Origin of the sequence: Alistipes onderdonkii (assembly GCF_025145285.1) — a bacterium.
GTDB classification, from domain to species: Bacteria; Bacteroidota; Bacteroidia; order Bacteroidales; family Rikenellaceae; genus Alistipes; species Alistipes onderdonkii.
Window position 1 is genome coordinate 3,332,199 of sequence record NZ_CP102251.1, and the last position, 22,484, is coordinate 3,354,682.

At 60.0% G+C, this 22,484-nt stretch carries 17 protein-coding genes and 1 tRNA gene; 12 read left to right on the forward strand and 6 right to left on the reverse strand.

The window, feature by feature from the left end; genetic code table 11:
* Positions 1-4 precede the first annotated feature (4 nt).
* Together NQ559_RS13755 and NQ559_RS13760 are read right to left on the reverse strand one after the other, a co-directional pair.
* Positions 5-727: a tRNA threonylcarbamoyladenosine dehydratase gene (locus NQ559_RS13755; RefSeq protein ID WP_018697119.1), complete on the reverse strand. Its 723-nt coding sequence runs from the start codon at positions 725-727 to the stop codon at positions 5-7.
* Positions 720-1,313 (reverse strand): TatD family hydrolase, encoded by a 594-nt coding sequence (locus tag NQ559_RS13760; RefSeq protein ID WP_018697118.1) that lies wholly within the window; start codon positions 1,311-1,313, stop codon positions 720-722. The genes NQ559_RS13755 and NQ559_RS13760 overlap by 8 nt, the downstream gene beginning before the upstream one ends.
* A 174-nt stretch (positions 1,314-1,487) precedes the next feature.
* On the opposite strand from NQ559_RS13760, the gene NQ559_RS13765 reads away from it, so the two are divergent.
* The 7 genes from NQ559_RS13765 to NQ559_RS13800 all read left to right on the forward strand — a co-directional run bounded on the left by NQ559_RS13765 (position 1,488) and on the right by NQ559_RS13800 (position 9,896).
* Positions 1,488-2,843: a Na(+)-translocating NADH-quinone reductase subunit A gene (locus NQ559_RS13765; RefSeq protein WP_018697117.1), complete on the forward strand. Its 1,356-nt coding sequence runs from the start codon at positions 1,488-1,490 to the stop codon at positions 2,841-2,843.
* Positions 2,844-2,845: 2 nt separating this feature from the next.
* Positions 2,846-3,994, forward strand: coding sequence for an NADH:ubiquinone reductase (Na(+)-transporting) subunit B (locus tag NQ559_RS13770; protein WP_018697116.1), 1,149 nt, complete (start codon positions 2,846-2,848; stop codon positions 3,992-3,994).
* A gap of 9 nt (positions 3,995-4,003) precedes the next feature.
* Positions 4,004-4,873: a Na(+)-translocating NADH:ubiquinone reductase subunit C gene (locus tag NQ559_RS13780; protein ID WP_018697115.1), complete on the forward strand. Its 870-nt coding sequence runs from the start codon at positions 4,004-4,006 to the stop codon at positions 4,871-4,873.
* A complete protein-coding gene (locus NQ559_RS13785) occupies positions 4,866-5,522 on the forward strand; it encodes an NADH:ubiquinone reductase (Na(+)-transporting) subunit D (protein WP_033395366.1) in 657 nt (218 codons plus the stop codon). Before NQ559_RS13780 ends, NQ559_RS13785 begins: the two co-directional genes overlap by 8 nt.
* An 11-nt stretch (positions 5,523-5,533) precedes the next feature.
* Positions 5,534-6,154, forward strand: a complete 621-nt coding sequence (gene nqrE / locus NQ559_RS13790) for an NADH:ubiquinone reductase (Na(+)-transporting) subunit E (RefSeq protein ID WP_018697113.1) — start codon at positions 5,534-5,536, stop codon at positions 6,152-6,154.
* 22 nt (positions 6,155-6,176) lie between these two features.
* Positions 6,177-7,439 carry an NADH:ubiquinone reductase (Na(+)-transporting) subunit F gene (gene nqrF, locus NQ559_RS13795; protein ID WP_018697112.1) on the forward strand — a complete coding sequence of 421 codons (1,263 nt, stop codon included), beginning with the start codon at positions 6,177-6,179 and terminating at the stop codon, positions 7,437-7,439.
* A 240-nt stretch (positions 7,440-7,679) separates the two neighbouring features.
* Complete coding sequence (locus tag NQ559_RS13800) at positions 7,680-9,896, forward strand: sodium-translocating pyrophosphatase (RefSeq protein ID WP_018697111.1); 2,217 nt, start codon at positions 7,680-7,682, stop codon at positions 9,894-9,896.
* 72 nt (positions 9,897-9,968) lie between these two features.
* Here NQ559_RS13800 and NQ559_RS13805 read toward each other — a convergent pair whose 3' ends face one another.
* On the reverse strand, positions 9,969-11,012 hold the full coding sequence (locus NQ559_RS13805) for a DUF2776 family protein (protein WP_018697110.1): 1,044 nt from the start codon (positions 11,010-11,012) through the stop codon (positions 9,969-9,971).
* Between the two features lie 69 nt (positions 11,013-11,081).
* Here NQ559_RS13805 and NQ559_RS13810 point away from each other — a divergent pair, with 69 nt between their 5' ends.
* Positions 11,082-11,684: an HAD family hydrolase gene (locus tag NQ559_RS13810; protein ID WP_018697109.1), complete on the forward strand. Its 603-nt coding sequence runs from the start codon at positions 11,082-11,084 to the stop codon at positions 11,682-11,684.
* 188 nt (positions 11,685-11,872) lie between these two features.
* On the opposite strand, the gene NQ559_RS13815 is transcribed toward NQ559_RS13810, so the two are convergent.
* Together NQ559_RS13815 and NQ559_RS13820 are read right to left on the reverse strand one after the other, a co-directional pair.
* On the reverse strand, positions 11,873-14,560 hold the full coding sequence (locus tag NQ559_RS13815) for a single stranded DNA-binding domain-containing protein (protein ID WP_018697108.1): 2,688 nt from the start codon (positions 14,558-14,560) through the stop codon (positions 11,873-11,875).
* Between the two features lie 14 nt (positions 14,561-14,574).
* The gene (locus tag NQ559_RS13820; RefSeq protein ID WP_022331702.1) at positions 14,575-17,286 is read right to left on the reverse strand and encodes a TonB-dependent receptor; all 2,712 of its coding nucleotides are present in this window, start codon (positions 17,284-17,286) and stop codon (positions 14,575-14,577) included.
* Positions 17,287-17,774: 488 nt separating this feature from the next.
* Here NQ559_RS13820 and NQ559_RS13825 point away from each other — a divergent pair, with 488 nt between their 5' ends.
* From NQ559_RS13825 to mscL, 3 genes are all read left to right on the forward strand, one after another.
* Positions 17,775-18,827: an AI-2E family transporter gene (locus tag NQ559_RS13825; RefSeq protein WP_022331703.1), complete on the forward strand. Its 1,053-nt coding sequence runs from the start codon at positions 17,775-17,777 to the stop codon at positions 18,825-18,827.
* A gap of 165 nt (positions 18,828-18,992) precedes the next feature.
* Positions 18,993-20,846, forward strand: a complete 1,854-nt coding sequence (locus NQ559_RS13830; protein WP_026318613.1) for a biotin/lipoyl-containing protein — start codon at positions 18,993-18,995, stop codon at positions 20,844-20,846.
* A gap of 120 nt (positions 20,847-20,966) precedes the next feature.
* Positions 20,967-21,455, forward strand: coding sequence for a large conductance mechanosensitive channel protein MscL (mscL, locus tag NQ559_RS13835; protein WP_018697104.1), 489 nt, complete (start codon positions 20,967-20,969; stop codon positions 21,453-21,455).
* 105 nt (positions 21,456-21,560) lie between these two features.
* On the opposite strand, the gene NQ559_RS13840 is transcribed toward mscL, so the two are convergent.
* Positions 21,561-22,241: a potassium channel family protein gene (locus tag NQ559_RS13840; protein WP_018697103.1), complete on the reverse strand. Its 681-nt coding sequence runs from the start codon at positions 22,239-22,241 to the stop codon at positions 21,561-21,563.
* 133 nt (positions 22,242-22,374) lie between these two features.
* Here NQ559_RS13840 and NQ559_RS13845 point away from each other — a divergent pair.
* Positions 22,375-22,448, forward strand: a tRNA-Met gene (locus tag NQ559_RS13845).
* Positions 22,449-22,484 lie beyond the last annotated feature (36 nt).

The following is a 22,484-nucleotide window of genomic DNA, read 5'->3' on the forward strand; positions in this document are numbered from 1 at the left end:
GTTGTCAGTCCATTTCCCCGATCAGCGTGCGGATCGCCACCGAGGCGCAGCCGATGCCGAACAGCGCCGGGATGTAGGAGATCGTGCCGACGTTCGACTTCTTGTTCTGCTCGTCGCAGAGGATCATCGCCCCCTCGCGCATGGCCTCGGGCGAGAATACCGCCTTGAAGCCGCTGCGGACGCCCAGTTTGTGCAGCCGCTTGCGGAGCATGTGCGCCAGGGGGCAGTGGTGGGTCTTCGAGATGTCGGCGATCTCCATCTTCGTGGGGTCGGTCTTGGCGCCGGCGCCCATCGAGCTGACCAGCGGCAGCGAACGGTCGAGGGCGCCCTTTATCAGCGCCAGCTTGGGCGAGAGGGTGTCGATGGCGTCCACCACGAAATCGTATGCGGCGGCGTCGAGCAGCGTGTAGGTCTCCTCGTCCCGGATGTAGCGGTTGACGACGGTCAGCCCGATCGCGGGGTTGATGTCCCGCAGCCGGTCGGCGAGCACCTCGGCCTTCTGCCGGCCTACGGTCGAATGCAGGGCCACCAACTGGCGGTTGATGTTGCTCGGCGCCACGGTGTCGGCGTCGGCGATGGTCATGTGTCCCACGCCCGCCCGGGCGATCATTTCGGCGGCATAGGCGCCTACGCCGCCCAGTCCCACGACGAGCACGTGCGCCTGCCGGAGCAGGTCGAGTTTTTCCTTGCCGAGCAGCAGCTCGGTGCGTTCAAGCCAGTTATCCATTTTGCGGGGCGAATATCCGTTCGTAATTTTCGGTCGTCGCCCGTTTCAGGGCTTCGACGGTGGTGCCTCTCACCGCTGCCGCGTGCGCGTAGACCTCCTCGATGCCGGTGTCGCTGTCGTCGGTTTCGAGAAAGAGCTGCCCGGGGGGCGTTTCGCGCAGCGCCTCCATGGTCTTGGGCGACGAGAACGTCCGCACGCCGAACGAGAGGTAGTAGCCTTTCTCCAGTGCGCGACGTGCCTGCTCGGGCGAGCCGATGAACCCGTGGAAGATGACGGCACGGGGCTCGCGGGCGGCCAGTTCCAGCATGACGGGCTCGAAGGCCCTGACGCAGTGCAGCACTACGGGCAGTTGCCGGTCGCGCGCCAGTGCCAGCTGGGCGCGGAAGGCGGCCAGTTGCTGCTGGCGCCCGGCGCCGCGGGCATAGTCGAGCCCCGTCTCGCCGATGGCCTGTACGTCCGCCGGGAGCGTGCCGAGTGCGGCAATGTCCTCTTTGTCTGCGTCCCACGGGTGGATGCCGGCGGTGCGGAGCTCGATGCCCCGGCCTGTCGGGCGGTGGGTGTGTATGTTGACGAATTGGGCAGTCATTGCGACAAAAGTACAAATTTTAAGTAAATTAAAAAATAATAGATAATGCATACGGATTTTTCGGAAAAAATTCGTACTTTCGCACGCGAATTATGCTGTTAGCAGGCTAACAACAAAAACCGGCCCGAAATTTAACCCAAAAATATCCAAACATAACAATCAAAATCTTTAACCATGTCGAAAATCATTACACTACGCAAGGGTCTCGACATCAATCTCCGGGGAAAGGCTCAGGAGTCTCTGGCCGACGCGCCGCAGGCTTCGGAGTATGCCCTCTCGCCGCTCGATTTCGAAGGCGTGACTCCCAAGTTGCTGGTTAAGGTAGGCGATGAGGTGAAAGCCGGTACGCCGCTGTTCTTCAATAAGTACAGCGAGCGTGTCCTCTTCACGTCGCCTGTCAGCGGGACGGTTGCTGCCGTCAACCGCGGGGAGAAGCGCAAGGTGCTCTCCGTAACCGTAACGCCGGATGCCACGCAGAGCTACGAGGAGTTCGCCAAGCCCGACCTCCAGAAAGCGTCCCGCGAGGAGATTGTCGAACTGCTGCTCCGTTCGGGCCTTTGGCCGATGATCGTGCAGCGGCCCTATGGCATCATCGCCGACCCGAACGACACGCCGAAGGCCGTTTTCGTTTCCGCCTTCGACTCCGCGCCGCTGGCCCCGGATTACAACTTCGTGCTCCGCAACGAGCAGAAGAACCTCCAGGCCGGCATCGAGGTGATGCGCCGCCTCACGCCGGGCAAAGTGCACCTTTCGGTGCGTGCCAAGGCCGAGGGGCAGATGCCCATGCTCAAGGGTGCCGAGCTGCACACCTTCGCGGGCAAGCATCCCGCGGGCAACGTCGGCATCCAGATCCACCACATCGACCCCGTGAACAAGGGCGACGTCGTGTGGACAGTCAATATCCAGGATCTGGCCATCATCGGCCGCCTGTTCAACGAAGGCCGCGTCGACATGACGAAGATCATCGCCGTAGCCGGCTCTGAGATCGAAAAACCGCAGTACTGCCGCGTCGTCGCGGGCGCCAGGGTCGATTCGATCCTCCGGGGCAACGTGAAACCCCAAAAGGAGGGCGACCGTGTACGCATCATCTCGGGCAACGTGCTCACCGGCACGAAGACTCCGGCCGACGGCTTCCTCGGTTTCTATGCCAATCAGCTCACGGTGATCCCCGAGGGCGACAAGTACGAGCTGCTGGGCTGGGCGATGCCCCGTTTCAACAAGTTCTCCGTATCGCGCTCCTATTTCTCGTGGCTCTGCCCGAAGAAGGCCTACGACCTCGACACCAACATGAACGGCGGCGAGCGCCCGTTCGTCGTGACGGGACTCTACGAGCAGTACCTGCCGATGGACATCTACCCGATGTACCTGCTGAAGGCCTGCCTTGCCGGCGACATCGACAAGATGGAGAACCTCGGCATCTACGAGGTCGTAGAGGAGGATTTCGCCCTGTGCGAATTCGTAGACCCCTCGAAGATCGAGATACAGCAGATCATCCGCGACGGTATTAACTTAATGATTAAGGAGGCATAACGATGAGCGCATTACGCAATTTGGTAGATAAGATCAAGCCCACGTTCACCAAGGGTGGCAAGCTGGGCTTCCTGGAGTCGACGTTCGATGCGTTCGAGACATTCCTGTTCGTACCGAACACCACGACGCAGAAGGGCGCGCACATACGCGACTGCAACGACATGAAGCGTACGATGATCATGGTGGTCGTCGCCCTGATGCCGGCGCTCCTGTTCGGGTTCTATAACACGGGTTACCTGCATTTCCTCTCGCAGGGCGTACAGCCCGAATTCTGGGCTTCTCTCTGGTTCGGGTTCCTCAAGGTGCTGCCCATCATCGTCGTTTCGTACGTCGTCGGCCTGGGCATCGAGTTCGCCTTCGCACAGGCCCGCGGCCACGAGGTCAACGAAGGTTTCCTCGTGACGGGCCTGCTGATCCCGATGATCATGCCGGTGGACATCCCGCTGTGGATGGTGGCGCTGGCCACGGCCTTCTCGGTCATCTTCGGCAAGGAGGTGTTCGGCGGTACGGGTATGAACGTCTTCAACCCCGCGCTGCTGGCCCGCGCCTTCGCGTTCTTCGCCTATACGCCCTCGATGTCGGGCGCTACGGTGTGGATCGCAGGGCTCTCCTCGGGCGAGGGCGTGGTGGACGGCTTCTCGGGCGCCACGGCACTCGAAAACCTGAGCACCACGGGCCAGATGGGCTACTCGGCCATGGATGCCTTCCTCGGTTTCATTCCGGGGTGTATCGGCGAGACCTCGACGCTGGCGATCCTCCTGGGCGCCGCGATCCTCTTGTTCACGGGCGTCGCTTCGTGGCGCACGATGGTTTCGGTATTCGTCGGCGGGCTGGCGATGGGCTATTTCTTCCAGGCGATCGGTGTGACGACCTATCCGGCATGGTACCACCTGATCATCGGCGGTTTCGCATTCGGTGCCGTCTTCATGGCCACCGACCCCGTGACCTCGGCCCAGACCAATACGGGCAAGTACATCGTGGGGCTGCTGACCGGTGCGCTGGCAGTGCTGATCCGCGTGGTCAACCCGGCCTATCCCGAGGGCATGATGCTGTCGATCCTCTTTATGAATGCGCTGGCTCCGCTGGTGGACTACTACGTGGTCGAGGCGAACATCTCGCGCAGAAAGAAACGTGTTAAACTGGCGAAATAGGGGAGATATATGGCAACGAAAAAATTCAAATGCACAGTCTGCGGCTATATCCACGAAGGGAAGGCCGCTCCCGAAACGTGCCCCGTTTGCGCGGCTCCCGCTTCGGCGTTCGTCGAGATCGAGGACGCGAAGAAGAAGGGGATGCTGAGCGACAAGAACGGCAACGCATATATTATAATGTATTCGACCGTGATGGTCGTGATCGTGGCGACGCTGCTCGCCGTGGCGGCACTCTCGCTCCAGAAGCGCCAGTATGCCAACGAGCTGAACGAAAAGAAATCCTCGATCCTCTCGTCGCTCTCGGCGCAGGATCAGGATTACGATACCTTCATCGACGCCTACGTCGTCGACGCCCGGGGCGAGAAGGTCGAGGGACAGGACGTATTCGAACTACTTAAGGACTTGCAGGGCGCTTTCGACGACGGCAAATTCCCCGTGTTCGAGGCCAAGGACGGCCGTGTGGTGATCCCGGTTACGGGTACCGGTCTCTGGGGCCCAGTCTGGGGCTATGTGGCGCTCGAAAAGGATATGGACACGATGGCCGGTATCATCATGGCCCACAAGGGCGAGACCCCGGGCCTGGGTGCCGAGATCGCCACGCCGAAATACCAGGCGCTGTTCGTCGGCAAGAAAATCTTCAAGGGCGACGAGTTCGTTTCCGTGAAGCTGCGTAAGGGCGGCGCACAGGATCCCGAGCACGAAGTGGACGCCATTTCGGGCGGTACGAAGACTTCGGACGGCGTGACGGCGATGCTTTACAACAGCCTGCACCACTACCTGCCGTTGCTCGAAGCCAAGCGCAAGGCCGCAATCGAGGCGATCGTATTTGCCCCCGTGCGGGAAGAGTCTAACCAAGAAAACGTAGAAAACAATGAGTAAGCAAGAAAAAGAGCCTTTGTTTTCGGCTAAGAACAGGAAGTTCCTGACGGGGCCGTTCTCCGCGAACAACCCGGTCATCGTGCAGATCCTGGGTATCTGTTCGGCGCTGGCCGTCACCGTGCAGCTCAAGCCCGCTATCGTCATGGCGCTTTCGGTGACCGTCGTCACGGGTTTCTCGAATCTGGTGATGTCGCTGCTGCGCAACGGCGTGCCTTCGCGCATCCGCATCATCGTGCAGCTGGTGGTCATCGCCGCGCTGGTAATCCTGGTCGACCAGGTGCTCAAAGCCTATGTCTACGAGGTGTCGAAGCAGTTGTCGGTCTATGTCGGCCTTATCATCACCAACTGTATCGTCATGGGACGTATCGAGGCTTTTGCACTGGCCAACAAACCGTGGGCGTCGCTGCTCGACGGTATCGGCAACGGCCTGGGGTACGGCCTGATCCTGGTGATCGTGGCTTTCTTCCGCGAGCTTTTCGGCTCGGGCACCCTGATGGGTTTCCGTATCGTTCCCGAGAGCTGGTATGCGGCCGAGGGCGGCTGGTACTACAACAACGGGCTGATGCTCTTCCCGCCGATGGCGCTGATCATCGTGGGCTGCATCATCTGGGTGCACCGTTCGCGCAATAAGGATTTACAGGAAAAATAGGAGGGTAACGTATGGAATCATTGAATATCTTTATCCGGTCGATCTTTATCGACAACATGGTCTTCGCGTTCTTCTTCGGCATGTGTTCCTACATCGCCGTTTCGAAGAGCGTAAAAACGGCCCTCGGCCTCGGCGCCGCCGTTACGTTCGTGATGGTGATGACCGTGCCGCTGAACTACCTCCTGTATGAATTCGTACTCAAGGCCGGTGCCCTTTCGTGGGCCGGGCTGCCCGATGTGAACCTGGACTTCCTGACGTTTATCGTCTTTATCGCCACCATCGCCGCTTTCGTGCAGCTGGTGGAGATGGCCGTCGAGAAGTTCTCGCCGACGCTTTACAGCCAGCTGGGTATCTTCCTGCCGCTGATCGCCGTGAACTGCGCCATCATGGGCGGCTCGCTTTTCATGCAGCAGAAGGTCGATGCGCTGGAGCTGACGTCGCTCTGGCAGTCGATCGTCTACGGCCTGGGTTCCGGCCTGGGCTGGTGGCTCGCCATCGTCATGATGGCCGCCATCCGCGAGAAGACGACCTACTCGCAGATTCCCGCGGCGCTCAAGGGCCCCGGTATCGCGTTTATCATCACCGGCCTGATGGGTATCGCCTTCATGATCTTCTCGGGTATTCAGTTCTAACCTTAAAAGAGATTCGGAAAAAATGGAATTGACTATTATAGTTGCAATCATTGCCTTTCTGGTGGTGACCCTTCTGTTGGTGGGGCTGCTTCTCTTTGCAAAGGCCAAACTGACCTCGTCGGGCGAAGTTACGATCGACATCAACGGCGGCGAGAAGGTCATCACGACCGAAAGCGGCTCGACGCTGCTCGCAACGCTGGCCAACAACAAGGTCTTCCTGCCTTCGGCCTGCGGCGGCGGCGGTTCGTGCGGCATGTGCAAATGCCAGGTGATCGAGGGTGGCGGCGACATCCTGCCCACCGAGACCGGTTTCATCACGCGCAAGATGGCCAAGGAGCACTGGCGCCTGGGATGCCAGGTCAAGGTGAAGGAGAACCTCAAGATACAGGTTCCCGAAGCCGTGCTCGGCGTCAAGAAGTGGGAGTGCACCGTGGTCTCGAACCGCAATATCTCGACCTTCCTCAAGGAGTTCGTCGTCAAGCTGCCCGAAGGCGAGAACCTCAAGTTCCGCAGCGGCGGCTACATCCAGATCGACATCCCGAAATACGACGCCATCAAGTTCTCGGACATGGACATCGACGAGGCGTACCGTGCCGACTGGGACAAGTTCAAGATGTGGGATCTGGTCACGACCAACCCCGAAGCTACGTTCCGTGCCTACTCGATGGCCAACCACCCGGCCGAGGGCAATATCATCATGCTCAACATCCGTATCGCCACGCCGCCGTTCGACAAGGCTACGGGCGGGTTCATGAAGGTGAACCCGGGTATCTGCTCGTCGTACATCTTCTCCCGCAAGCCGGGCGACAAGGTGACGATCTCGGGCCCCTACGGCGAGTTCTTCCTGCCGGACAACCTGCCCGACACGCAGGAGCTGATCTTCATCGGCGGCGGTGCCGGTATGGCCCCGATGCGCAGCCACCTGATGCATCTGTTCAAGACCGAAAAGACCAAGCGCCCCGTGTCGTTCTGGTACGGTGCCCGTGCGCTGAAGGAGGCTCCCTATGTGGACGAGTTCCATGCCATCGAAAAGGAGTTCCCCAATTTCAAGTTCAACCTGGCGCTCGACCGTCCCGATCCCGAGGCGGATGCCGCGGGCGTGAAATACACCCCGGGCTTCGTGCATAACGTGCTCTATGAGAATTACCTCAAGAACCACCAGGCGCCCGAGGACTGCATCTACCTCATGTGCGGCCCCCCGATGATGATCGCGTCGGTGGTCAAGATGCTGGACGACCTCGGAGTGCCGTCGGAGAATATCCTCTACGACAACTTCGGCTCGTAGCGGTGCGGTGATCCGCTGAACGCCGCAGGCGCATAAACGGGAAGGGGCGAAGATTCGAAGTGTTTCGAAGGCTTCGCTCCTTCCCGTTTTTCGTTGCCTCAGGGCGGGGGGGAGTGCGGAGCTGCCGGGATTTTTTGTGCTGTATATCGGCCCGTCCGGAAAAGTACAGTATCGGGATAAATTATTATATTTGTATTAATAACCGATTCGACAAACTCTAAAAACCTTAATTCTATCGAAATGAACATTCCTTTGATTTTCTGGATCGTCCCTGCCGCCGCTGTCATTGCCCTGGCCGTAGCCTGGGCATTTTACCGCAGCATGAAGCGCGAGGACGAAGGTACCCCGCGCATGCGCGAGATCGCCGAGCACGTGCGCAAGGGCGCCATGGCCTACCTGCGCCAGCAGTACAAGGTCGTGCTGATCGTATTCATCATCCTGGCGCTGTTCTTCGCCTACCTGGCCTACGGCGCCGGGGTGCAGAACCCCTGGGTGCCCTTCGCCTTCCTGACGGGCGGTTTCTTCTCGGGGCTTGCCGGCTATTTCGGCATGAAGACGGCGACCTACGCCTCGGCGCGTACGGCCAACGCCGCACGCCAGTCGCTCGACCGCGGCCTGAAGGTCGCCTTCCGCAGCGGCGCCGTGATGGGGCTCGTGGTCGTGGGGCTCGGGCTGCTGGACATCTCGTTCTGGTATATTATCCTCGAACGCTTCGTGGAGGTGTCGGGGCCGCAGAAACTCGTGGTCATCACCACGACGATGCTGACCTTCGGCATGGGCGCCTCGACGCAGGCCCTCTTCGCACGTGTCGGCGGCGGTATCTATACCAAGGCGGCCGACGTGGGTGCCGACCTGGTGGGTAAGGTCGAGGCGGGGATCCCGGAGGACGATCCGCGCAACCCCGCGACCATCGCCGACAACGTGGGCGACAACGTAGGCGACGTGGCCGGTATGGGCGCCGACCTCTACGAGAGCTATTGCGGTTCGGTGCTCGCCACGGCGGCGCTGGGCGCGGCGGCGTTCGCCACGGCCGACGGCATGGCGATGCAGCTCAAGGCCGTGCTGGCGCCGATGCTGATCGCGGCCGTGGGGATCGTGCTCTCGATCATCGGCATCTTCCTCGTGCGAACCCGTGAGGGCGCCTCGATGCGCGAGCTGCTCCGCTCGCTGGGCGTGGGTGTCAATTTCAGTTCGCTGCTGATTGCCGGCGCGACGTTCGGCATCCTCTACCTGCTGGGTATCCAGAACTGGCTCGGGCTGTCGTGCTCGGTCATCACGGGGCTCGTCGCCGGTATCATCATCGGGCAGGCTACCGAATATTACACTTCGCACTCCTATAAACCGACGCAGAAGATCGCCGGAAGCGCCCAGACCGGGCCGGCCACGGTCATCATCGCCGGGGTCGGGTCGGGCATGATCTCGACGGCCATCCCCGTCCTGACGATCGGTGCCGCGATTATCCTCGCCTATCTGTGCGCCATCGGCTTCGACATGGAGAATATGATGGCTCCGATGAATATGTCGCTGGGGCTCTACGGCATCGGCATCGCCGCCGTCGGTATGCTCTCGACGCTGGGCATCACGCTCGCCACGGACGCCTACGGCCCGATCGCTGACAATGCGGGCGGCAATGCCGAAATGAGCGGCCTCGGCCCCGAGGTGCGCAAGCGCACCGATGCGCTGGACGCGCTGGGCAATACGACCGCTGCCACGGGCAAGGGCTTCGCCATCGGATCCGCGGCGCTGACCGCACTGGCACTGCTGGCATCCTACATCGAGGAGATCCGTATCGGGTTGCTGCACAACGGCATCACGATGCTTGACCTGCCCAACGGCACCTCGCAGCTGGTCGAGAAGGCTTCGATCCTCGATTTCATGGAGTATTACCAGGTCACGCTGATGAACCCGACGGTGCTGATCGGCATCTTCATCGGCGCCATGATGTCGTTCCTGTTCTGCGGCCTGACGATGAACGCCGTGGGACGTGCCGCCGAGAGCATGGTGAACGAGGTGCGCCGCCAGTTCCGCGAGATCAAGGGCATCCTCACGGGCGAAGGCACGCCGGACTATGCCCGCTGCGTGGAGATTTCGACCCGCGGCGCACAGCGCGAGATGATGTTCCCCAGCCTGCTGGCCATCGTCGTGCCGGTAGCCGTCGGTCTCGTGTTTGGCGTGGCCGGCGTGATGGGCCTGCTGGTCGGCGGCCTCAGCTCGGGTTTCGTGCTGGCCGTGTTCATGGCCAATGCGGGCGGCGCGTGGGACAATGCCAAGAAGATGGTCGAGGAGGGGCATTTCGGCGGCAAAGGCTCCGAATGCCACAAGGCCACCGTGGTGGGCGATACCGTCGGCGACCCGTTCAAGGACACTTCGGGCCCGTCGCTTAACATCCTTATCAAGCTGATGTCGATGGTTTCCATCGTCATGGCCGGGCTGACGGTGGCTTGCCACCTGTTCTGACCCATGTGACGATAAAGGCAATAAGAAAAGCCACCCGGGGAAGGTGGCTTTTTTTATGGCCTTGCAGCGGGGCTATTTCTTGCTCGCGCCGCTTTCGAGGATCGAGACGATGGAGTAGAGCGTGAAGCAGATGGCTCCGAAACCCGTCAGGACGCGTGCGGGGACGAAATATTTGGGTTCGGAGAGCGCCGCCTCGTAGAGGAATGCCGCGAGGAAGAGGCAGGCCAGCGCCGTAAGCACCGGGATGATCGGGATGCGGTTGGCCAGCGGGAAATCGGCGTGCCAGATCTTTGCCAGCAGGATGACCTTGCTCGATATGCTCCAGCAGATCAGTGCCAGCCCTATGAGCACGAAGCCCACGAAGCTGATCGCCTCGCCCCGGAGCGTGAAGAGGAGGATCAGCCCCAGCACGAAGGCCAGGCCGCCCATCGCGAGCACCAGCCCCATCCACCGGCGGCGTTCTTCCATCGTATAGCTGCCCCGTGCCTGGCGTGCGATGCTGGCCACCAGCGCGATGAGCGACGTACAGACGCAGGCGATGCCGAACATGACGCTTCCCGCCACGATATGCGCCGGGAGCGTTCCCAGCGCGAAGAGCAGGATGCACCACACCCATGCCCCGGCGGCTATGGCCGACACGATGAAGATCAGCAGCGAACTCTGCCCGCGGGTGAAGCCTGCGGGGTTGACCGAGAAGGTGCTGTCGCCCGAGTTCTTGGGGATCAGGCTGAACCGCGTCGAGGAGGTGGCCGCCGTCGAGACGCACGCCGTGATGAACCCCAGCCCGCAGATTACATGCCCCGTGACGAACGCCCCGGTCATGTGCGACTGGATGATGAAAAGCCCGCAGATGACCGTCATGGCGGCGACCGCATAGCCGATGGCCGGGAAAAGGTATTTCGCGGCGGCGGTATAGGTGCCGATGATCTGGCGGATGATGGTGGCGGCGGTGCAATAGAGCGCGATGCAGATCGAGCCCAGGAAAAAGAGTACGGGGCCTGCCGTGAGCCGCGAGGGGTCGTCGCCGGCGGCGAAAACGTAGGCGCCGTAGGCGAAACAGAAGGCTGCCATCGCAAGCGGAATGGCGCGGAAGAGGATGCTTATGCCATAGTTCATAATCGGAGTTTTTGTTATGCGCCAGCCTGCAAATCATGAACCAAACGAAAAAATGGCTATCTTTGCCCCATGGAAAATATCGTTTTCGACCTGGGCGGAGTACTTTTTGCCCGCGACAGAAGTAAGTGTACGCAAGAATTCCACGACTTTTTCAGTTTCATCCGTTCGGAGCCCATGCCGGCTTTCTGGGAGGATTACGACCGGGGCGTGCTGACGCTCGACGAGGTGACCGGCATCCTTTCCGGGGTCAACGCCTGCCCGCGTGCGAAATGCGAGGAGTACCTGCGCCTGTCGATCGACATGCAGGAACCCGTGAAGCCTACCGAACAGCTTGTCCGCGACCTGAAGGCCGCCGGCTACAAGTTGTATGTGCTTTCGAACATGTCGCGCGAGTTCATCGACTTCCTGCGCCGTTTCCCCGTCTACGGGCTTTTCGACGGTGAGGTGGTCTCCTGCGAGGAGGGCGTGGTGAAACCCGAGCCGGAAATCTACCGGCGACTGCTCGGCCGCTACGGACTCGATCCTGCGCAGACGCTCTTTATCGATGACCGCCCGGCCAATATCGCCGCCGCAGCGGCGCTGGGTATCCGCGGGCAGTTGTTCGACCATGCGGCGCCGGCCGCAACCTGCGACCTGCTGCGCCGCAGGCTGCTGCCCGAAATAGTAGGGTAGCAGCCCGAGACCATATCCGGGTACTCCGTCCGTATAGCCGTACCCGCAGGCCGTTCGCTCCGCCCGCACGAATCGTCGGCTTCCCCTTTTGCAGCGGTTTTCCCTGTCCCTTGATCCGATCCGTCCGATGATTGAAAAATAAAAAGGGCCGCTCGTCAGAGCGGCCCTTTGCTTTGGATCGGATTCCGTTATTCGAAGTTGGCATCCTTCATCAGTTCATACTCCGGCGAGAGTGCGTACATGCGTACGTATTCGAACTTGCCGGTGTCGACGAGCTTGAACTCGAATGCGTGCGTCACCTTGCCCGTGCCCGAGCCGATGTGCTGCGTGTAGAGCATCATCTGTACGGTGTAGATCACGTCGATGCCGGAGATCATCTTGACATCGGGGTAGAGCGTACCCAGGGCGGCCGACATTACCTCGCCGAAACGCTTTTCGACTTCGTCGTAGAACGCCTGGTACGAAGCGCGTGCTGCTTCCTTGTCGTCCGACCCCCAGTTGTCGTAGGCCGATACGTCGTCGCCGGCTTCGCTCCAATAGTATTTCGGGAGCGTGTTGATACGCCAGTTCAGGTTGGTGTAGCTTGCTGCGCAACCGCTGTAATACTCCGCATCCGTGAGGCGGCTGCCGCTGCCGCTGCGGTTGTCCGTCGTATAGGCGGCGTCCTTGTTCTGGAGCACCCAGTCCACGCAAGCCTGGTAGAAGCTCTTGCTGTAAGCGCTGCGGTCGGGGGCCACGACGAGCGTCATGCTGGGGTCGAAGTTCCATTTGCCGCTGACCTTCTTGAACGGGCCGTCGAGCGTCTCTGTGTCCTCGGTCTTGATCCAGTCCGCACCGTCGTAAGTGTACTCGTCGGCGAAGAGCAGGGTTACCTTGTCCGTCGAGTCGTAGAAGTGGTATGCCACGTTCATCTTCTCCTCGGCCAGGGCGTAGGGATATTTGTACTTCAGGTAGAGGGGCAGGTAGGTGTCCTGCGAGAACGACGAACTGAAGTTGGGATTGGTGGCGCCCATCTGCGTGTAGTCCTCGGGGTTGACCATCGTGGTGTTTTCTGCGGCTGCCCACGACGTGCCGTCGAAGGTGTAAATCGCATAGCGGTTCTTGGTCACCGCGGCGCGGGTCATGCCGAAGGAAGCTGCCGAAGCATTGGCTGCCGACTTGACAGAAGTGACCATCGTATTGAGGAACTTGCCGCTCGATACGCCGATCGCATAGCCTTCCACGACGACTTCCTGTCCGTCGAGTGCTGCGTCTACGGCGCCGTCCAGGACATACGAGAGGCTGCCCTGTGCCGTCAGTGCTTCGTCGTTGATGACGTTGTAGTAGTTGCCGTCGATTTTCAGCGTACCCGTGTAACGCACGTACTGCGCCGTGGTCAGCGTCAGGTAGCCGTCCATGTCGGTACCGTCCATCTCGCGGATCGCGGGGTAGGTGAACGTATCGGCCTCGGTATTGAGTTTGGTGACGGTCGATGCCGCGGGGTACTGGTTCAGCCCGGCATAAGCCGAAGTGGTACCTTCCACGCTGACCAGATCGCCGATGGCATAGGTTCCGGTCGGGTCGACATTGGTATAGATGAGGATCGACCCCGTGCCGTCGTTGATGAGGAAGCCGCGCTTGTAGGTCGCAGCGACCTGCCCCTTTACGCTGAACGTGCCGGGATCGGCCGATGCGACGATACCTACGGGCGTGAATTCGGGCTGCGAACCCTCCTCGGCGATCGTGGCGACGATCATGTTGGCGAATTTGGGTGCGCCGCCGCTCTTGCTGACGGAGAAGAGGTAACCGGTCGCGGTGACCTTCTTACCGTCCAGGCTCCCGTCGATCTGCCCCTTGTTGGGGAAGGAGAGGCTGCCGGTGGCCGTCGCGGCACCGTCCACATTGAGGTTGTAATAGTTGCCGCTGATCGAGAGCGTACCCGTCAGGCTGACGAATTTGATCGACGCTGCGGTCAGGTAGGCGTCGAGCTCGCTGCCCGACATGGCCTGTGCCGTGGGGAAGGCGAAATTCTTGGTTTTCTCCACGAGCGTGATCTCGGCCGTGTTGCCGAATTGCATGCCGCTGTTGTATTCCGTAACGGCACCCTTGACCTTCACTACATCGCCCAGCGAGTAGTTCGACGGGGCGTTCAGATATACCAGAATAGCCCCCGTGGTGTCGTCGACGATAAAGCCGCGGGCATAGGCAGCCGAAACGGTGCCCTGCACGGTATAGTCGCCGGGGGCAATGATTTCGCTGATCTTGTTGATGGTCTCGGGGATTTCGCCGCCTCCGGTCGAAGGCTCCTGTTCGGAGTAGGCGTATTCGGCGATGACGTAGTCGCCGGCCTCGGCGTTCTTGACGGCCTCCTTGAGGATGCGCGGCAGGTAGTTGGCTGCCGGCTTACCAGGTGTAAAGTAGTCGGCCGTGATCTCCTCGCCCCAGGCTACCTCGTAGTCGGCGGCCTTGAGCTCGTAGGTCGAGGCGGAAGCGATGCCGGTGATGGCCTCGGATATCTCGCCGCGCTGGTTTTTATAGGTGACGGTGACAGTCGAGCCGTTCGAGAGGTAGCTGTCGTAACCTGCAGCCAGGAATGCGGGCAGGTACGTCGTGGCGGAAGCGGCTTCGGAGAAACATTTTGCAGTGCCTACGGCGGCCAGGGCTGCCACTGCATCGGGCCCTGCGGCTTCGGCGATCGCCTTGTTGGCGGCGTTCGACGCGACGCTGGCGTAGTCGGCGTCGGTCATCGTGTATTTCAGCACCTGGACGTCGGTGATCTCCTTGTCGGGGTTGAACCCGTCCAGATACTCCTCGTTGTAATCGTCGACATTACAACCCCCCCCCACGAATGCTATCGTCGCAAGGGCCAGAAGGTATTTTACAATATGCTTGTTCATATGGTTCGCTGTAATTAGAAGTTAATTTTCAGTCTTACGGTATAGGTACGACCGAACGAGTACATTACGGCATATACGTTCTGCCAGATACCTTCGTCGGCTGCGGCGCACTGCGCGTCCATGATGTAGTTGTAGTCGTAGACGTTGTTCACGTTGCCGTAGATCGTGGCGCGTACGTTGCCGATCTTGAAGGCGTAGCTGGCCGAGAGGTCGAGCTGGTGTCCCCACGGAATTTTCCACGGGTCTTTCACGTCGACGGTCGAGTTACCGCTCAGGCTGGTCTGCGAACCGATGTAGAAGTCGGCGTAGTTGTTGCCGTAGGCGTTCCAGTCGGCGCTGACGCGCAGGCCCTTCATCGGGCGTACCGTGACGCCGAGGGCTCCGGTGGTCTGTGCCGAACCGCCGACCTTGATGCCTTTCTGCTTCAGGTTCAGCCATGCGTGGTCTTCAGCCATGATGCCCGAGGCGACCGTGCCGTCCAAAGCCTTGGTCAGGGGCTGCCCCTGCGTGTCGTAGATGTAGCCCTTCGAGTCGCTGTCCCACTGCCAGTCGCCCAGCGAAAGCATACCAGTCACGTCCAGCCAGCGGTTGGGGCGCAGGACGAAGTCCAGTTCGAGGCCCATGTGGCGTGCGTCCACACCCGAGAGGTTCACGCGGGCGTAGTCGCCGTTGGCCATCGAGCTGGAACGTACGACCGACTTGTCCATCCAGAGCGTGTAGTAACCGTTCAGGTTGACCGAAAGGATGCCCGAGCGGAACCCGTAGCCTACCTCGGCCGAGAAGACCTTTTCGTTCAGCGGGTCGGGGTTCTTGGCGTTGCTCGTGGTGCTCTGCAGGAACGCGCCGCCCGAGAAGAACGGGGCGCGGCTGATGTAGCCCAGGTTGGCGAACACGTTGTGTTTCTCGTTGATGTTGTAGTTGGCGCCTCCCTTGACCGTGTAACCGATGAAGTTCACGTGCTCGGACTCGGCGTGTGCGGCGTCGTAGTAGAAGCGGTCGTAGCGCCAGTAGCCGGTGTTGGAAACCGAACCCGATACGAAGGCGTTGAGGTTTTTCTTCGTCCACTCCAGCTGGGCGAATACGCCTTCCTGGTGTACGTGGCCGTCGTAGTCGCGGTAAACCTTGTCGCCGACCTGTAATTTCTGGTATTTCCAGTTGGGATCGGCTGCGGCGGCGTTCTGCTCGGCCTTGACGTTCTTGCGGCTGTCGTCGTCGATGTAGTACTTACCGTCGTAGAGGTCGATGATCTCGTTGTTGTGCTCGCCGATGTAGTAGCGCACGTCGATACCGGCCGACAGTTCGAGCGACTTGGAGATTTGGTTGGTATAGGTCGAGAGCAGCCCGTACCACATGTGGTTGTTGTTGCTCTTCGACATGATCATGCGCGAACCGTCGGGACTGGCGGCGTTCATCTCCTGGATCTTGTCGTAGGCGAACGTGCCGTCGGGGTTACGGAAGGTGGTGTTCAGCACGCCGTAGTTGGTACCCTTCCACATGTTGCGGTCTGCCGAGGTGCGGCCCTGGCCCGAGTAGCCGCTGCCGCGTCCGATCGACATGTAGAGCGCCGTCGAGAGCGACGACTTGTAGTCGATCTGCCACTGGTGGTTCAGCGAGATCTGGGGCTTGTGGTATTCGTTGAAGTGCGAGTAGCGCTGCCTGCCGTTCTTGTCGAAACCGTACTCGGCGTTGTAGCGGTACATGTCCTTTTCGCCCATGAAGTTCTTGGCCTTCTGCCACTCCTCGATCTTCAGTCCGTCGTCGAGGGCATGGCGCTGCGCGTGCTTCTGCGGGGCGCCGAAGGCGGTCAGCGACAACTGGTGGCGGTCGTTGATGCGCTTCGAGATGTTGACGAACCAGTTGTAGCCTTCGAAGTTGGTTCCCTGGATGTAACCGTCGCCCCAGCGCTTCGCGCCGAGTACCGACAGTGCCCAGCCGCTCTTCGTGAGGCCCGTCGAGAGGCTGAACGAAAGGCTGTAAAGGCCGTCGTTACCTACGCCGAACGAGAACGTGCCGCCCTGCTTGGCCTCGATGCCGTTGGTCACGATGTTGACCGAACCGCCGACCGAGGGCGACGAGATTTTCGAGGCGCCCAGGCCGCGCTGGGTCTGCATGCTGCGCGTCACGTCCGAGAGGCCGGCCCAGTTCGACCAGTATACCCCCCCCCACTCCATGTCGTTCACGGGGACGCCGTTGACCATTACGGCCACGTTGGCCGCCTGGAAACCGCGCATGTTGATCTTCGAGTCGCCGAAGCCGCCGCCGTCCTTGGTCACGTAGACGCCCGGGGTCGATTTCAGGATTTCGGGGAACTCCTGCCCGCCGAGTTTGTAGCTGATCTCCTCGGCGTTGACCGTCGATACGGCTACCGGGGTTTTGCGCTGCACGGCCACCGACTGCATGACGATGACATCCTGCAATGCCACGGCGTCGGGCTCCATCTGGATGATGCCCAGGCGTGCGTTCGGGCCCGTGACGGGTTTTTTGGTCGGGACGTAGCCCACGTAGCTGATCTCGATCTCCTTGGCATCGGTCTTCAGCGTGAAGTTGCCGTCGACGTCGGTGCTGACACCCTGCGATGTGCCGGGTACGGTCACAGAGGCACCGATCAGCGGTGCGCCGGTCTCATCTACGATTTTACCCGTAACTGCCGATTGCGCGACAGCGGCGGACACTCCGAACAGGATCAGGGCGGCCGTCATGAGGAAATGTTGTAAATGTTTTCTCATACTTTTTAATGGATTAGTAAATAAAAGAGTGTAATGGATATTTCGGTTTCTTCATAGCGTGGTGTCGTGGTTCGCGGCACTAAGATCGGGGATTTTTCCGCTCCCGCCGGTGGGGTGGCGGAAGTTTCACAGGATTTTAACCCCCGGCAGCCTTTCGGGAAGGCTCTGAGATCCATGGTATGCTGGGGTTTGTATAAAGTTGCGAGGGATACTCCGCGTGTGAGATACCCCTCGTTGTTGCGTATCGCAGGCCGTGCCCGGCGATAGCCGATGTCCGGTTTGCATACCTTCTCCCGCACCGTATCGGTGATGCAGGGTGCCGGTGGAAACCGTTATTTCCATAAAGCCGTCCATAATTTGCTTATACAAATTTAAACCAAATATTTCACAGCCGCAACAGAACACCGCAAATTTTGTTCAAATATTTTTCAACCTGTTGACGGGCATTGTCTTGCACGTGCGGCACGTTCCTTGTGCAGCTGACTCGCATGCAGGCTTTCAAGGAACTATACTGGCGTTATTCGCTTTTCGTGTTGATCCTCGGACTGGGGGTCACGATCTTCATCGAGCTGACCCCGTTTCTGGGCGGGGTGCTGGGTGCCATGACGATCTACGTGCTGCTCCGGCGGCAGATGCATTACCTCACGGCCTGCCGCAAATGGCGGCGCAGCCTGGCCGCGTCGCTGCTGCTGGGCGAGGCGGTGCTGTGTTTCCTGGTGCCGATCAGCCTGATCGTCTGGATGGTCGTCAACCAGGTGCAGGACATCGCCCTCGCGCCCGAGTCGGTCGTCGAGCCGCTCAAGCACATCGCTGCGCTGATCCACGACAAGACGGGATACAACCTCTGGCAGGAGAAGAACATCACGTCGCTCGTGGGCGTGATCCCCCGGCTGGGGCAGTGGGTGCTGGGCAGCATCATGGATTTCGGCATCAACATCATCGTGCTGCTGTTCGTGCTCTATTTCATGCTCATCGGCGGCCTGCGCATGGAAGGCTACTGCCGCGAGATACTGCCTTTCAACCGGGACGTGGGCAGCAGCGTCATGCGCGAGGTGCACATGATCGTCCGTTCGAACGCCATCGGCATCCCCCTGCTGGCCGTCGTGCAGGGCGTCGTGGCGTTCGTGGGCTACCTGGTCTTCAACGCCCCGAGCCCGCTGTTCTGGGGCGTGCTGACCTGTTTCGCAACGATCATCCCCATCTTCGGGACGGCGCTCATATGGCTGCCGCTTGCGGGTTACATGGCGCTGACGGGCGACTGGGGGCCGGCCATCGGGCTGCTCCTCTACGGCGGGCTGGTCGTGACGCACGTGGACAACGTCGTGCGGTTCATCATGCAGAAGAAGATGGCCGATACGCATCCGCTGGTGACGATCTTCGGCGTTTTCATCGGGCTGTCGCTCTTCGGGTTCATGGGCGTGATTTTCGGGCCGCTGATGCTGGAGATGTTCGTCTTCTGCGTCAATATCTTCAAGAAGAAGTACCTCGACGGGACGTCGTACAAGCAGTTGTTCGTCCCCGAGCAGGATATTCAGGCGTAGCCCGCCGGGCGCTTCCGGGCGGGGCGCTTTTACGAAAAGTAACCGTTTCCGGTGTTTTTTGTGAAAAATCCCTGTAAAATGGTTGGAATTTCAAATTGTTTATTATCTTTGTTATTGGAATAACAGTAAAAGCGGCAACAAGAACCCTTAATCAAAAATATCACAATGGCGAGAAATCTCAAAATCAGAGACCTTACGTTGCGCGACGGACAGCAGTCCTCGTTCGCGACGCGCATGTCGCAGGCACAGGTAGACCGTTGTCTGCCCTTCTACAAGGATGCAAATTTCTATGCGATGGAGGTCTGGGGCGGTGCCGTACCCGACTCGGTGATGCGTTATCTCAACGAGAACCCGTGGACGCGCCTGGAGACGATCTACAAGGCTGTGGGCAAGGTGTCGAAGCTCACGGCGCTTTCGCGCGGCCGTAACCTGTTCGGCTACGCGCCTTACCCCGACGACGTGATCGACGGCTTCTGCCGCAACGCGATCGAAAGCGGGCTGGGCATCATGCGTATCTTCGATGCCCTGAACGACGTGGACAACGTGAAATCGACGATCAAATACGTCAAGCAGTACGGCGGCATCGCCGACTGCGCCGTATGTTATACGGTCGACCCGAAATATCCCGAACCCTCCTTCATGCAGCGCCTGATGGGCAAGAAACAGCCGCAGCCCGTCTTCACGGATGCCTATTTCCTCGACAAGGCCAAACAGATGGCCGCACTGGGCGCCGACATGATTACCATCAAGGACATGTCGGGCCTGATCCCGCCGCGCCGTGTCGCCACGCTGGTCAAGCTGTTCAAGAAGAACATCTCGATTCCGGTCGATTTCCATACCCACTGTACCCCCGGCTACGGCCTGGCTTCGGTGCTCGCGGCCATCGTGGCCGGCGTCGACATCGTCGATACCAACTGCTGGTATTTCGCCGAAGGCACGGGTGCCCCGGCCATCGAGCTGATCCACGTGTTCTGCGGCAAACTGGGTGTCGACACCGGCGTGAACATGGAGGCCGTGGCCAAGATCAACACCCAGCTGCGAGAGATCCGCAAGGAGCTCAACCAGTCGGTATTCGGCGCGGACAAACCCGAACCCAAGGCATTCAACCCGCTGACTGACAAGCTGCCCGCCGAGATCGACGCCCTGTTCGACAAAGCCATCGCGGCCGCCAAGGCCGACGATGAGGACGGCACGATCGACGCCTGCCGCAAGATCGAGGCCTATTTCGGTTTCCCGGCTCCCAACGAACTGGTGCAAAAGGCCGAGATACCCGGCGGCATGTACTCGAACATGGTCGCCCAGCTCAAGCAGCTCAAGGCCGAGGACATCCTGCCGCGCGCCATGGAGCTGATCCCCTCGGTGCGCCTGGCCGCAGGCCTGCCGCCGCTGGTGACCCCGACCTCGCAGATCGTCGGTGCGCAGGCCGTCAACTGCGCCCTCGACGAGAAGGCCGGGCGTCCGATGTACACCAACAAGAGCTCGCAGTTCGTCGGCCTGGTCAAGGGCGAGTACGGACACACGCCCGTGAAAATCGACCCCGAATTCCGCTTTAAGATCTGCGGCGTGCGTGAGGAAACCCCCTACGATACGTCGAAATACCAGATGCAGCCCAACCCCGAACTTCCCGAAGCCGGAGGCGTGAAGCTCGCCGCCAACGAGAAGGAGGTGTTGCTGCTCGAGTTGTTCCCGATGGTAGCCAAGACTTTCCTCACGGACATGAAGGTCAAGGCCTACGCCGCGGCCAAACCCGCCGAGCCCAAGGCCGAGGAGAAGAAAGCCGAGGAGGTGAAGAAGATCGTCATCACGGGCAATGCCGTGACGGCGCCGCTGCCCGGCCGCATCATCGAACTCAAGGTCAAAGTGGGCGATACGGTCAAGGCCGGCGACGAGATCGCAGTCCTGGAGGCCATGAAAATGGAGAATTCCGTGACGACCGATTACGCCGGCACGGTAAAGCAGGTGCTGGTACAGCCCGGCGAGAACGTGGCTACCGACGCCGTACTGGCCGAGATCGGGTAATCCCGTCCGGCACATTCGTCCGGAAAAAGGGCAGCCGGTATACAGCCGGCTGCCCTTGCTTCGTGCGATTTTCCGGAAAAATAGTATATTTGCACCATCAAATAATTAAACCTCAGACTTATGGCTTTTCTAAAAGAATTCAAGGAGTTCGCCCTCAAGGGGAACGTGATGGACATGGCCGTCGGTGTAATCATCGGCGGCGCGTTCGGCAAGATCGTGTCGTCGCTGGTGAACGACATCCTGATGCCGCCGATCGGGGCGCTGATCGGCAATACCGATTTCTCGCAGCTGCGGCTCGACATTTCGAAGTTCCGGGACATGACTTCGAGTGCCGTGCATGCCGTCGGCGACGTCGTGACGGGCGGCGGCGAAGCTGCCGTGAAGGCGGCTGCCGAGCCCGTTTACTGGAATTACGGCGCCTTCATCCAGCAGTGCATCGACTTTACGATCCTGGCATTCTGCGTCTTCCTGATGGTCAAGCTGATGAACCGGCTGATGCGGAAAAAGGAGGAGGCCGCCGCTCCGGCGCCTGCGCCCGAACCCGCACCCACGAAGGAGGAGTTGCTGCTGGCGGAGATCCGAGACCTGCTCAGGGAGCAGAAAAAATAGTTCCGCAAACAGGTGTAAAAGGCTGTCTGCACGGCGCAGACAGCCTTTTATGCATTCGTGCGGTTCCCGCAGGATAGGGGTATCCGCCGCCCGGGCCGGGCGGTCTTATTGGTCGGATTCCTTTTTGTGCGTGTATTCCTGTAATATATAAGTGGTGAAGATCGGGAACATCATCATCCCCAGCGTGGGCAGCAGGATGGTGATGACCTTGCCGATGGCCGTGACGGCGAATATTTCGGCACCGACGGTCGTGACGTTCATCCAGGCCCACCACAGGGCGTTCCCGAAGCCGTGGAGCTTGTCGTTGACGAGTATTTCGTAGTCGTAGAAGACGAGTGCCGAGATGTAGGTGAAGACTACGACCGTGAAGATGTAGGCCGTGAATAGCTGGCGGATCTTGTTGTCCACGAGCCATCGCACGACCACGTAGAGCGCCAGGAACGCCCGCATGAGCGGCATCACCCCGATCAGCATGGCCCAGTAGCGGGGTAGGTCTGCGCCGCTCCAGTCGAGGATGTTCAGGTAGGGGATCGAGATCAGGAAGAACAGGATGTTCCGCCCGAAGAAGCGCCCTTTATGCATGGCTGCCGCCCAGCGTACGAAGAAATCGCACAGGAAAAGGATGCAGACCGCCAGCTGCACGGTCAGGTAGGTATGCGAAAAGCGGGTGTGGTCTCCGCCGATGATTTCCCACGAGACCGCGACGAGCAGGACTACGCCGGCGATTACCTTGAGTATGCTCAGGGAATTGGTAATTTCGTTGCGTGAGGTATCTGTCAGCGACATGTCGTTCTGTTTGCCCACAGGCGGGGCAAAATCGGTGCCAAAGCCCCGGACTGCGAATTTTCCGGTGATTTTTTGCCGAAAGATTTTGCACGAATGAAAAATTCTATTACCTTTGCACTCGCTTTAATGCAATGGCGGGTTAGCTCAGCTGGTTAGAGCGCATGATTCATAATCATGAGGTCCCGAGTTCAAGTCTCGGACCCGCTACGAAATAAAAAGGGACATCCTTGTAAAAGGTGTCCC